The following is a 12,160-nucleotide window of genomic DNA, read 5'->3' on the forward strand; positions in this document are numbered from 1 at the left end:
TCGAGGCACACGACGAATGGCAGGTCACCGACCGCCGCTACCTCTCCGAAGGCTCCATGGCCCTGCTCACCCGGGCGACCCCGTCAGCGAGGGAGGTGGCGCAACCGGCACTGATCGCGTCATAGTCACCACACCGCTGACCGACACGGTGAGGACTACATCCACCACTCAGCGGGACGTCACCCAAACTGGCCTCGGCGTTGCCCGACCCGATCATCAGCCCGCCTTAAGTCTGGGTGCCGAGCGGACCAGACTCCTATGTCGGATAGTAGCCTGGCCGTGGTGTGCGCCCTTCAGTTTTCAACGTGCGAAGCTCCGCGGATCCTGTCGTGACTGACGAGTCGCCGCCGGCGGACCGACCGGCGGAGAGGCAGGAGCGCGGCCTGTCCCGTCGAAAGCTCTTCGGCATGGCGGGGCTCGGGACCGCGGGCGTCCTGGCGTCCGGGGCAGTCGGGGGAGTAGTAGGTCGCACGACCGCCGCGAGGCCGCCGTCGCCCGTCGTGTCGCCGTCGACAGCGCGGGAGTCTCCCACGCCGGTCGAGTTCACGGGTACTCACCAGGCGGGGATCGTGACGCCGGCGCAGGACCGGCTCCACTTCGTCGCGTTCGACGTCGTCACCGACAGCCGTGAGGCGCTCGTGGCAATGCTGGCGTCGTGGACGGCGGCCGCCCGGCGACTGACCGCCGGTGAGATCGTCGGCCCGGACGACAGTGGTGAGGCGCAGGGACTACCGCCGTCCGGCCTCACGCTGACCGTCGGATTCGGACCGACGCTGTTCATGACGGGCGATGGAGTCGACCGCTTCGAACTGGCGGCTCGTCGCCCGAAATCCCTGGTCGAGCTACCAGTGTTCCCAGGCGACGCGCTCGATCCCTCCATCAGCGGGGGGGACCTGTGCGTCCAGGCGTGCGCCAACGACCCCCAGGTGGCGGTGCACGCCGTGCGCAGCCTGGTGCGCCTGGGCGTCGGGGTGGTGCGTGTGCGCTGGACCCAACTCGGGTTCGGCCGCACGTCATCCACCAGTACGGCGCAGGCGACGCCGCGCAACCTCCTCGGTTTCAAGGACGGCACGGCCAACCTCAAGGCCGAGAACGGCAGCGCACTCGAGCAGTTCGTATGGGTGGGGGAGGACGACGTCGCTTGGCTGGCCGGCGGTTCCTATCTGGTCACCCGTCGGATCCGCATGCTGATCGAGGACTGGGACCAGGTGCCCGCACCCCACCAGGAGGCGGTGATCGGACGCACGAAGACCGCGGGCGCGCCGCTGGGTCAGCGAAAGGAATTCGACCCGACCGACTTCGGCGCCGTCAGGGGCGATGGTCCGGCCATCCCGCATAACTCGCATGTATTCCTGTCTCATCCCACCAATTCAGGAACGGCCATGTTGCGGCGTGGGTACAGCTTCGTGGACGGCACAGACGATTCCGGCCGTCTCGATGCCGGCCTCTTCTTCATTGCCTACCAGCGCAACCCGGATACCGGCTTCGTGCAGGTGCAGCGAAACCTTGCCGCGGATGCGCTCAACCGGTTCATCCAGCACAGGTCCTCCGCCGTGTTCGCCTGCCCGCCGGGAGCTCGCGATGCCGACGACTGGTGGGGAAGGACTCTGTTCGAGGCTTGACCGCCTACGCCACGGGTTTGCCGAGGCGCTACCGAGGGGTCAACAGCAGGCGCCACGGGGCGGACGCAGTCAATGCCCGTGCAGCGGGTCGAGCGGGCGGGGTGGGCCTGCAGCGACCCACCCCGTCTCGAAAGGCGGACCGGGGCGCCGGCGAATGGTCGGTGTCGTTCCTCCCAGTGGCTCAGGTGACGTCAGGGTCGTTCGGGCCTTGACGCTTTCCCGTGCCTGGGATGAGCTCGCTGACGTAGGGGGCGTGGCGCTTGCCCGCGTGCGCCTCGTCCTGCAGCCGCTCGACCAGGTGCGGGTAGTGCGCCTCGAACGCGGGGCGCTCGGAGCGGATCCGCGGAAGCTCCACGAAGTTGTGCCGCGGCGGCGGGGACGACGTCGCCCACTCCAACGAGTTGCCGTAACCCCACGGGTCGTCGCGCAGGGCGAGCTTTCCGTACTTCCAGGACCGCACCACGTTGTAGATGAACGGGATCACCGAGGCGCCGAGCACAAAGCTGAAGATTGTGGAAATCATGTTCAGCGTGGTGAACCCATCAGTGGGCAGATAGTCGGCATATCGGCGCGGCATGCCCTGGTTGCCCAGCCAGTGCTGCACGAGGAACGTGCCGTGGAAGCCGACGAAGGTCATCCAGAACTGCAGCTTGCCCAGTCGCTCGTCCATCATCCGGCCGCACATCTTGGGGAACCAGAAATAGATACCGGCGTAGGCGGCGAACACCACGGTGCCGAAGACGACGTAGTGGAAGTGCGCCACGACGAAGTAGGAGTCGTGCACCTGCCAGTCCAGCGGCGGGGAGGCCAGCAGCACACCGGTCAGACCACCGAGCAGGAAGGTCACCATGAAACCGATGGAGAACAGCATCGGCGTCTCGTAGGTCATCTGACCCCGCCACATGGTGCCGATCCAGTTGAAGAACTTCAGCCCGGTGGGTACCGCGATCAGGTAGGTGAGGAAGGCGAAGAAGGGCAGCAGCACCGCGCCGGTGGCATACATGTGGTGCGCCCAGACGGCGAGGGCGAGGAAGCCGATGGCCAGAGTCGCCCCGACCATGCCCTTGTAGCCGAACAGCGGCTTGCGGGCGAAGACCGGGATGATCTCGGTGACGATGCCGAAGAACGGCAGCGCGATGATGTAGACCTCGGGGTGGCCGAAGAACCAGAACAGGTGCTGCCAGAGCATCGGCCCGCCGTTCTCGGCCGAGAAGATGAGGGACCCGAGGTTGCGATCGGCGAGCAAGGCGAGTAGCGCCGCGGTCAGGATCGGGAAGGCCAGCAGGATCATGATGCTGGTGACCAGCGTATTCCAGACGAAGATCGGCATCCGGAACATCGTCATGCCGGGGGCGCGGAGGCTCACGATCGTGGTGATGAAATTGACCGCACCCAGGATCGTGCCGAGACCGCTGACCGCCAGGCCGGTGATCCACAGGTCACCGCCCACGCCCGGGGAGTGCAGCTCGCTCGACAGCGGTGCATAGGCTGTCCAGCCGAAGTCCGGGGCCCCGCCGGGGGTGGCGACGCTGGAGACCACGATCAGGCTGCCGAAGAGGAACAACCAGAACGACAGCGCGTTCAGCCGTGGGAACGCTACGTCGGGGGCACCGATCTGCAGCGGCATGATCAGGTTTGCGAACGCGAAGAAAAGTGGCGTCGCGAACATCAGCAGCATGATGGTGCCGTGCATGGTGAACAGCTGGTTGTACTGCTCGGGGGAAGTGAACTGAAGGCCCGGAAGGGCTAGCTCGCCGCGCATCAACATGGCCATCAGGCCACCGATCATGAAGAACCCGAACGACGCGACCATGTACATCAGGCCGATGGTCTTGTGGTCGGTGGTTCGCAGCAGGCTGGTCAGTCGCGACCCCTTGGTCGGTGGCGGAGCCAGACTTGGCCGGGAAACGATCGGGGCTGGGGCGATCGTCATCGTCGCGGCTCACTTTCACGGAGGCGGGGGCCGACGATCAGCTGGGGCTGCGCCCGGCGAGCTGATCGATCTTCTAAGCTGAATCGTAGAGGTATCTCCTAAGTAGGATCGTAGAAGGGGTCGACGAGGGGCGCGTCCCCTGCGTGCGGCCGTCACGGTGCTTCGGCGGAGTCGCGGCGAGAGGAAGTGGGTCCATGCGACCGTTCGGAGAACTTGAGGCGGCGATCATGCGGGATCTGTGGGAGCGAGCGGAGCCTGCGACCGTCCGAGATGTGCTGGCCTCGCTCAGCACGTCCCGCAAACTCGCCTACACGACCGTGATGACGGTGATGGACAACCTGCACCGCAAGGGTCAGGTGACCCGTGAGATGAGCGGCCGGGCGTGGCTGTACCGGCCAGTGCGCACGCAGGCCCAGCACGCAGCGGCCCTGCTTCAAGACGTGCTGGCGGAGTCCGCAGATCGGCAGGAGGTGCTCATGCACTTCGTCGCCGACCTGGATTCCGACAGCGTCACCCAGCTCAGGTCGGCAGTGGAGAGCGCGCGCCGGCGCGGTCAGCAGGCTGAGGGCGGCGGACCATGATCGCCAGCCTGAGTCTGCTCTGCGTGGCGGCCGCGATCCTCCTGGTGGGTCCGCGGCTGGCATCGGCGCCCTGGACCCGGCAGGCACCGCGCGTGGCGATCTTCACCTGGCAGGCTCTGACCATCAGCGCGGTGATCACGGTCGTCCTCGCCGGCGTCACCCTGTTGATCCCGATCACGGCGCTTGCCGGCGATCTCGGCGCAGTCGTGCACGCCTGTGCCATGAGTGTCGCGGACGCCTATGGCGAGTCGGAGTTGCTGCCGGGGAAGCTTTTCGGTGCCTTTCTGGCCGGTGCGCTCCCGATGTGGGTGCTGATCTGTGGAGTGCGCGTTCTGGGCGGTGGCTGGTGGAGTCGCCGTCAGCTACGCCGTTCTCTCAGCCTCATCACCGAGACGGACGCCGGCTTGGGCATCTCCGTCATCGAGACGCCCGCCCCTGCCGCCTTCTGCCTGCCGGGACGGTCGGCGCAGATCGTGGTCACACGGGGAGCGCTGAGCAATCTGTCCAGCTGTGAGTTGGATGGGGTGCTGGCCCACGAGGCGGCTCACCTCCGTGGCCGCCACAACCTGGCTGTGGCGCTGTCGCAGATCCTGGCGCGCGCTTTCCCTCGTGTCCGCTTGTTCCAGGTGGCCACCCGGGAGACCCGGCAGCTGATCGAGCTGCTGGCGGACGACGCGGCGCTGCAGCGGGTCGACCGGGTCAACCTGGCCTCGGCCATCGTGAGCCTTGCCGAGATGAAGGCACCTGCTGCTGCCCTGGCGATGGCTCAGGATGCGGCGGTTCTTCGTGTCTCACGCCTCCTGTCCCCGGAGCCGCCGCTGAATCCGTGGCGGTACCGCGTTGCTGTCGTCGGTGCACTGACCGTCGTCGTAGCGCCGCTGCTCATCGCCGGCTACCCCGCCGTGTGTGCCGCGCTGAGCGACATCTGCAACATCCCGTGACAGCGACCGGGGTGGCAGTGACCAATGGCTGAGTTGATCGTGAGCCGGCGAACGGTGCTGCTGACCGGTCTGGCGGGGGTGGGCGCCATGGCGTTGTCCGCCTGCGGCTCGGACCCGGACGAGTCGTCCGACGACGCGCCGGCTGACGTGGCGGTCGACGGAACGGTCTCCATCGCCCCGGACGGGACCCAGGAGGTCACAGTGCTGGTGCGCGACGACTACGACTTCTACCCTGCCGCGTTCACGGTGACCACCGGGCGGGTGCGGCTCTCCCTCATCAGCGAGGCGAAGGAGTTGACGCACAACTTCCGGTTCACGCCCGGCGTCGGGCCGGCCGAGATCGCCGAAGAGATTCCCATCCTGGCACCGGGCGAAAGCGACACGATGGAGTTCCCCGTGGACCAGCTGGGCGACTACCAGTTCGAGTGTTCGTTCCATGTCGCTCTGGGCCAGATCGGGACGATGACCGTCACGTCAGCCTGACGTCACGGACGCAGGTAGCCAGACCGCTTCCACTCGCCAGATCACGTTCACGCTCAGCCCGCTCCTATCCGAAACGCTACTGAGGCCCCCATGGTGTCGTCTGTTCCACGCAGTCTCGTTCTAGCCGCTGCGACGGTCCTCGCCTCGCTACTGCTCGTCCTCAGCGGCGGTCCGGCTGCGGCCCACACCGGCTTGCAGTCCTCGACGCCGGCTGACGGGCAGACGCTGACCGTCGCTCCGGACGCGATCAGCCTCACGTTCTCCTCGGCGGTCGCTTCGGAGTTCGCCCAGGTGGCTGTCACCGGCCCGGATGGGGAGTCGGTCACCTCCGGGGAGGCCGCCATCGACGGTGCGGTCGTGTCACAGCCGGTCAGCACGAGCGGTGACGGCGCTTACGTAGTGGCCTACCGGGTCGTCTCTGATGACGGCCACCCCGTGTCCGGCCAGCTCACCTTCACCCTGACGGGCTCCGGCGGTGCGGCGACGGAGACGGCCCCGGCTCAGCCGACTCTGGCGACCACGCCCGCTCCCAGCCCGGACACGGCGAGCGCGGTCTCCCCGGCCGTCGACAGCGACGCAGACAGCAGCTGGGGCCTGTGGTTGCTCCTCGCCGCGGTGGGCCTGCTGTTCATCGTGGCCACGTGGCTCGCGCTGCGCCGGCGCAGCGACACCGGTGGCTGAGCCGCGGGTGGACGAGAGCTCCTCGCCGCCGGCGACGGTGCGCCGAGGCCTCCTGGTCCTCGGTTCCGCGCTGGTGGCCATCGCGGTCTGTGCGCTCACGCTGTGGGCCGGCGGCGCGGCCGCCGTCGTCTCGGTCCCCGGCATTCCGGCCCCGCCGGCGGTTGTCGCCTGGCTGGTCCCCGCCCTGCGGCTGATCGCCGACGCTTCAGCGGTACTGACCGTGGGCTGCCTGTTCGGAGCCGTGGTTCTCGTGCCGGGAGACACGGTTCTGAGTACGGTCGGCTACCGGTGGGTGCGGCTGGCCGGCTGGGGTGCAGTCGCGTGGGGCCTGGCCTCGCTGGCTTCTCTGCCGGTGCTGCTGGCCGACTTCCTCGGCACGGGGTTCTCGGCGATCTCGCTGCGCAGCGTCTGGAGCTTCGTCGAAAGCGTCGAGCAGGGGCGGGACCTGGTCGTGGTCGCCGCCCTCGCCGCCGTCGTGGCTATCTTCGCCCGAACCGTGTGGCGCCCGGCCGGGGCGCGGGTGCTGCTCCTCGTAGCCCTGGCCGCGACTGTTCCGCCGGCCTTCACCTCGCACTCCGCCGACGAGGCCGACCACGACCTCGCCGTCACCGCCGTCGCTGTGCACGTGCTCGGCGTCGTGCTGTGGGCCGGTGGCCTGCTGGCGCTGATGCTCGCCGCTAGGCTCACCGGCCCGGCGCGGACCACCGCGGTCGAACGGTTCAGCCGCCTCGCCGCACCGTTGGCCGTGGTCGTCGCCGGCAGCGGCGCCGCCACCGCCTTCACGCGCTTCTCCAGCCTCGGCCAGGTGGTCGACACCGGCTACGGGATCGTGCTGCTGGCGAAGATCGTCGCCTTCGTGGGACTGCTGGCGCTGGCCGCATGGCACCGCCGGCGGGCCCTTCCGGCGCTGCGGGCGGGTCAACCGCGGGCGTTCCTGAGACTGGCCGGCGTCGAAGTGGTCCTCTTCGCCGCCACCATCGGGCTCGCCGTCGGGCTGGCGCGCACCCCCACGCCCCCGCCCGTTGTCGACGCGACCGCGGCTGCGGCCGAGCAGGTGCCCGTCTCCTACGGCAGCGATGCGGTCTTGTGATCGCAGTTGCGCGGCGCCCTTTCTGGTAGAGCCGATGTCTCGCCAACCGAGCTCTACACCTCGCGCGACCCCGACGTTTCGGCAATTGGCATGAACGGCGGCAGGTGTACTGCCGTTGATGCGTGCCGGTGTCGCGTCAACGGGGAAGACGTCGCGTTGTTCCCCGAAGGGCGCGAGGGTGACCACAGCTTCACGAGGTCACGCTCAGTCGTGCGCCGCAAGCTCGTGTGAGGCGTGCGCCGGGGTCTCCAGCTGGAACGTCGAGTGCGCGATGCTCACGTCGAAGTGCTCGGCCAGGCACGCCTGCAATTGGTCCAACACCTGCGGCGCGTGCCCGTCCTGGAAGCAGGAGTCCTCGACCACCACGTGCGCCGTCAGCACGGGCAGCTCGCTGGTGATCTGCGAAGCGTGCAGGTCGTGTACGTCCAGCACGTGCCGAACACCCAGCAGGTGACCACGGACGTCGACGAGGTCCAGCCCCGGCGGCGTGCTCTCGAGCAGCACCGAAATGGTCTCCCGCAGCAGCTTGATCGTCCGCGGGATGATCAGCACGGCGATGAGCAAGGAGGCGACGGCGTCCGCCTGCTGCCATCCGGTCAGCACGATCACGATGGCGGAGAGGATGACGGCCACCGAGCCAAGGGTGTCGTTCAGTACCTCGAGGAACGCCGCCCGCATGTTGACGTTCGAGCTGCGTCCGCCCCTGGTCAGGATGACGATGCCAATCGCGTTGGCGACGAGGCCGACGACGCCGAAGACGAGGACCGGTGTCGTAGCGATCTCCGCGGGCTCGAAGAGTCGTCTGACGCCTTCGATGAGGACGTACGTGCCCACGGCGAACAGCGCCGCCGCCTGCAGCGTGGCGCCGAGGACCTCCGCGCGGCGGTAGCCCCACGTGCGCTTCGCTGTGGCGGGGCGCATCGCCAGAGTTGCGGCAATGAGCGCGATCGCCAGCCCGGCAGCGTCGGTGAGCATGTGTGCGGCGTCTGCCAGGAGCGCCAGGCTGCCCGAGATGAGTGCACCGATCACCTCGACCACGAGGACGGTGGAGGTGAGAGCCAGGACGATCGCGAGCCTGCGACGGTGACCTGCGGCGTTCCCCGCGGTCCCTCCGTGGTCGTGCCCGTGGGAATGTCCGCCGCTCACCGGGCTGCTACCGCCGTCGCCAGCCATGTTCTGCTCAGTACGTCATGGCGCGCGGGCAGCAGTGCAGCTGACGTGCCGGGTCGAGCGATCACTGGGGAACTCCGTTACTGGCGGGCTGCCGCTGGGTGACGTAGGCGGTGGTCGGCGCCAACGCGTGGGCAAGTGGCCGCCGGTAGGCCTGCGGCCGGCCGGCGCGTACGCCGTTGGCGATGACGAGGACCTCCGCAAGTTCGTGCGTGACGATGACAGTGCCAAGTCCGAGGACGCCGAAGGCGGCCAGCGGGATGAGTACGACCAGGATCGCCGCCGACAGCAGCAGGCTCTGCAGCATGATTCGCCGCGCCCGACGGGCGTGCGCGAGCGTCCGGGGCAACTGGCGCAAGTCCTCGCCCATGAGCGCAACGTCGGCGGTCTCGATCGCCACGTCGGTGCCCATGGCGCCCATGGCGATGCCCACGTCGGCAGTGGCCAGCGCGGGTGCATCGTTGATGCCGTCGCCGACCATCGCGACCCTGCCGTGGCGGCCCAACTGCTCCACGAGGGTGGCCTTGTCTTCAGGACGAAGCTCGGCGTGCACCTGCTCGATCCCAGCGGCGGTGGCTAGTTGCGCGGCGGTGCGGCCATTGTCCCCGGTGAGCATGCTGGTGCTGATGCCCAGCCGGTGCAGTGCACGGACGGCCTCGGCAGCTTCGGGACGGAGCTCGTCGCGGATAGCGAGCGCTCCCAGCAGACGACCGTCGAGCTCCACGAGCACCACCGTGGCTCCGGCGTCCTGGTGGGCAGTCACGACCGCGGCGAGCGGTCCGGGGTCGATGTAGCCGGGCTTGCCCAGGCGTGCCGATCGTCCGTCGATGGAGCCGGTGACGCCCTTGCCAGCCAGCGCCTGGGTGTCCGCAGCGGGCTCGACTGCAGGCTCGTCCGCCGGCCAGGCGGCCAGCACGGCTCCGGCCAGGGGATGCTCGCTCCGCGCTTCCAGCGCCACCGCCACAGTGAGGACCCGACGCTGGTCGTACCCGGGCAGAGCTTCGATGGCGACCACGGCAGGCCGGTTGCGGGTCAGCGTCCCGGTCTTGTCCAGCGCCACGGCGCGCACTCCGCCGAGGGCCTCCAGCGCTGCCCCACCCTTGATGAGCACGCCGGCGCGGGTAGCCGCGCCGATGGCGGCGACGACCGTGACCGGGACCGCGATCGCGAAAGCGCACGGTGAGGCAGCAACCAGCACCACCAGAGCGCGTTCGATCCACACCTGGGGGTCGCCCAGGATGCTGCCGAGGACGGCGATCGCGGTCGCGACGACGAAGATGGCAGGCACGAGCGGCCGGGCGATGCGGGCGGCCAGACGTTGCGCGGCGCCTTTGCGCTCCTGGGCCTCCTCGACGATGTGCACGACGCGGGCCAAGGAGTTGTCTGCCACCCCGGCGGTGACCACCACCTGCAGAACGCCGCCGCCGTTGATGCAGGCGGCGAATACTTCGTCACCGGGGCCCACCTCGGCCGGCACCGATTCCCCGGTGACGGCCGAGGTGTCGACTGCGGAGCGCCCGGTCTGCACGAGCCCGTCGGTGGCCAGCCGCTCACCGGGCTTGACCACCAGCACGTCACCGGCCACGAGTTCGGCCGGATCGACATCGAACTCGACCCCGGCGCGCACCACCGTCGCTCGGGGCGGAACCAGGTCCAACAGTGCGCGCAGCCCGCGGCGGGTCCGGGCTACCGCATAGTCCTCCAGCGCCTCGGCCATGGAGAACAGGAACGCCAGCATCGCGGCCTCGCCGATGGCACCCAGCGCGATCGCCCCGACCATCGCCACGGTCATCAGCGTGCCCACGCCGAGCCGGCCACGCCGTAGCGCGCGGACAGTGCCGGGCACGAAAGTTGCACCGCCGCTGAGCACTGCACCTGCCGCCAGCACCGTCGACGCCGTAGCGGCGGCCCCGTCGTCGGTCACCCATGCGAGAAGCTGAGCGGACAGCCACAGCAACCCGGCGAGGCCCGCCAGCTGCGCCGAACGCGACCGCCACAGCGTGGTCGCTTCCGCCTGCTCATCGCCGCCCGGTGCCGGCGCCGAGCAGGTGGGGTCCCCGCAGCCGTCCCCGCCCTGCGCGGGGGGCACCCGCGTGTCTCCTGGCCGCGTCGCTGTCGGGCCGCAACAGGCACAGCCGTCCGCGCAGCCTTCCGAGCCGGGCGGCGCGTCGGCGACTGCTGGGCTCAGCGCGAGCCCGAGCGAGATCGCGGTCTTGGTGCTCGTTCGCCCGGTTGTGCCGACGGCCGGGCGGCGCTCGTCGTCGCTACCGCAGCAGAGGTCGGACATGTCATACCCCCTGAAGGTCGGCGGGGCCTGCGCAGCCATCCCGGCCGGATCGGACGTCGCCGGGTCGGACGGCGGACCTGAAATGACCTGCGGCCCCGACCGGATGAGACCGTCGGCCGCTGCCTGTGAGCCGCACAAGCCAGCGATCGGTGCCTGACCGGGGCGCAGGGAGCATCAGCAGCACTCGTCCGTCGCCGCGGTCGGGCAGGCGTCGGGATCCACGGCCAGGACGACGCCCAGCAGATCACCGAGGGCGTGAGTGAGCCGGGCGTCCGCCAACTCGTACCGAGAGCGCCTGCCCTCCGGAACCGCCACAACCAAGCCACACCCGCGCAAGCAAGCCAGGTGGTTGGAGAGGTTCTGTCGCGTCACGCCGAGCATCTCGGCCAGCTCGGACGGGTACCCCGGCCCTTCGCGCAGCGCGAGCAGGAGACGAGTACGGGTGGGGTCGGACAGGGCGTGGCCGAAGCGGGCGAGCACTTCAGCGTGCAGCACAGGCATCACGACATCACCGTACAGCGTTAGCTGAATACAGCCAATACTGTCCTTGCGGTCTATCCGGCTGCGATTCCCTCGAGACCTATTAGATGTCGACGCCCCGTTCGCGGAGCCATGAGGCCGGATCAGCGCGGCGCCCGTCGAGCCCACCCTCGAACACCTCGAAGTGCAGATGCGGGCCCGTCGACTGGCCGCGATTGCCGAGCAGGGCGATGGTGTCACCGGCCCTGACGGTCTGGCCGTCGTCGACCAGGATCTGCTCCATGTGGCCGTACACGGTGACATCACCGTTGTCGTGGAGGATGTAGACCGCGAGCCCGAAACCTTGGGCGGACCCTGCGCGCAGGACGACGCCATCCGCGGCGGCGTACTCCGGGGTCATCATGGGCGCCGCGATGTCCAGTCCGTAGTGCATCGAGCCCCATCGGCGTCCGTAGGCGCTGGTCAGGCGCCCCTCCACGGGCATGACAGCCTTGGGTCGCGCTGCCTCCTCCCGCGCAGCACGAGAAGCGGCTAGCTCCTGGCTGCGCGCAGCCATCTGGGCTTCTGCGATCTGAGGCCGAGCGGCTTCGTCGGCCAGGATGTCGAGCGTTCCTTCTGTGAGCACCACCGACCCGGCCGGACCCTCGTGGGCGTGCGCGACCGGAGTGTCCAGCCACCAGCCGCCTTCCCAGAGGCTTGCTGCTACAGCGCCGACGACGATCGTGCTGAGGAGGAGTCGCGGCCGCTGACGCAGGCCGGGGGCGGGCCGGGAGTGCCGGGATGTCGCAATCGCCGGCCTGCGCAGTCGCCCGATCACCGCTCACCGTCCCGATGCTCTCGCCGTTGATTCCGAGAGAGATAACAGCACACCGTGATCGAACGGTAACCTAAG

The 12,160-nt window shown here is 69.0% G+C and carries 11 protein-coding genes; 6 read left to right on the forward strand and 5 right to left on the reverse strand.

Annotated elements, in window-relative coordinates:
- Positions 1–329: 329 nt before the first annotated feature.
- Positions 330–1,622 carry an iron uptake transporter deferrochelatase/peroxidase subunit gene (gene efeB, locus A6V29_RS13500; RefSeq protein ID WP_040336911.1) on the forward strand — a complete coding sequence of 431 codons (1,293 nt, stop codon included), beginning with the start codon at positions 330–332 and terminating at the stop codon, positions 1,620–1,622.
- 181 nt (positions 1,623–1,803) lie between these two features.
- On the opposite strand, the gene ctaD is transcribed toward efeB, so the two are convergent.
- Complete coding sequence (gene ctaD / locus A6V29_RS13505) at positions 1,804–3,555, reverse strand: aa3-type cytochrome oxidase subunit I (RefSeq protein ID WP_040336908.1); 1,752 nt, start codon at positions 3,553–3,555, stop codon at positions 1,804–1,806.
- Between the two features lie 194 nt (positions 3,556–3,749).
- Between ctaD and A6V29_RS13510 the strand changes: the two genes are divergently transcribed.
- From A6V29_RS13510 to A6V29_RS13530, 5 genes are all read left to right on the forward strand, one after another.
- Positions 3,750–4,136 carry a BlaI/MecI/CopY family transcriptional regulator gene (locus A6V29_RS13510; protein ID WP_040336907.1) on the forward strand — a complete coding sequence of 129 codons (387 nt, stop codon included), beginning with the start codon at positions 3,750–3,752 and terminating at the stop codon, positions 4,134–4,136.
- Positions 4,133–5,077, forward strand: a complete 945-nt coding sequence (locus A6V29_RS13515; RefSeq protein WP_051515494.1) for a M56 family metallopeptidase — start codon at positions 4,133–4,135, stop codon at positions 5,075–5,077. The genes A6V29_RS13510 and A6V29_RS13515 overlap by 4 nt, the downstream gene beginning before the upstream one ends.
- Before the next feature lie 24 nt (positions 5,078–5,101).
- Positions 5,102–5,560, forward strand: a complete 459-nt coding sequence (locus A6V29_RS13520) for a cupredoxin domain-containing protein (RefSeq protein WP_040336906.1) — start codon at positions 5,102–5,104, stop codon at positions 5,558–5,560.
- Positions 5,561–5,752: 192 nt separating this feature from the next.
- Positions 5,753–6,241, forward strand: coding sequence for a copper resistance CopC family protein (locus tag A6V29_RS13525; protein ID WP_166518178.1), 489 nt, complete (start codon positions 5,753–5,755; stop codon positions 6,239–6,241).
- Positions 6,234–7,331 (forward strand): CopD family protein, encoded by a 1,098-nt coding sequence (locus A6V29_RS13530; RefSeq protein ID WP_137160793.1) that lies wholly within the window; start codon positions 6,234–6,236, stop codon positions 7,329–7,331. Before A6V29_RS13525 ends, A6V29_RS13530 begins: the two co-directional genes overlap by 8 nt.
- Before the next feature lie 204 nt (positions 7,332–7,535).
- Here the strand turns inward: A6V29_RS13530 and A6V29_RS13535 are convergent, their stop codons facing one another.
- The 4 genes from A6V29_RS13535 to A6V29_RS13550 form a co-directional block, all read right to left on the reverse strand.
- Positions 7,536–8,477 (reverse strand): cation diffusion facilitator family transporter, encoded by a 942-nt coding sequence (locus A6V29_RS13535; RefSeq protein ID WP_040337854.1) that lies wholly within the window; start codon positions 8,475–8,477, stop codon positions 7,536–7,538.
- Between the two features lie 88 nt (positions 8,478–8,565).
- The gene (locus tag A6V29_RS13540; protein WP_081788329.1) at positions 8,566–10,590 is read right to left on the reverse strand and encodes a heavy metal translocating P-type ATPase; all 2,025 of its coding nucleotides are present in this window, start codon (positions 10,588–10,590) and stop codon (positions 8,566–8,568) included.
- A 372-nt stretch (positions 10,591–10,962) separates the two neighbouring features.
- A complete protein-coding gene (locus A6V29_RS13545) occupies positions 10,963–11,289 on the reverse strand; it encodes an ArsR/SmtB family transcription factor (RefSeq protein WP_040337853.1) in 327 nt (108 codons plus the stop codon).
- 82 nt (positions 11,290–11,371) lie between these two features.
- Positions 11,372–12,085 (reverse strand): M23 family metallopeptidase, encoded by a 714-nt coding sequence (locus tag A6V29_RS13550; RefSeq protein ID WP_040336903.1) that lies wholly within the window; start codon positions 12,083–12,085, stop codon positions 11,372–11,374.
- Positions 12,086–12,160 lie beyond the last annotated feature (75 nt).

Source organism: Blastococcus sp. CCUG 61487 (genome assembly GCF_005222955.1).
Classification (GTDB): Bacteria; Actinomycetota; Actinomycetes; order Mycobacteriales; family Geodermatophilaceae; genus Blastococcus.

Bases quoted from the DNA above. Each gene is read 5' to 3' on its own strand.
- ctaD (WP_040336908.1), bottom strand. From the start codon at position 3,555: ATGACGATCGCCCCAGCCCCGATCGTTTCCCGGCCAAGTCTGGCTCCG.
- A6V29_RS13510 (WP_040336907.1), top strand. From the start codon at position 3,750: ATGCGACCGTTCGGAGAACTTGAGGCGGCGATCATGCGGGATCTGTGG.
- A6V29_RS13515 (WP_051515494.1), top strand. From the start codon at position 4,133: ATGATCGCCAGCCTGAGTCTGCTCTGCGTGGCGGCCGCGATCCTCCTG.
- A6V29_RS13520 (WP_040336906.1), top strand. From the start codon at position 5,102: ATGGCTGAGTTGATCGTGAGCCGGCGAACGGTGCTGCTGACCGGTCTG.
- A6V29_RS13545 (WP_040337853.1), bottom strand. From the start codon at position 11,289: ATGCCTGTGCTGCACGCTGAAGTGCTCGCCCGCTTCGGCCACGCCCTG.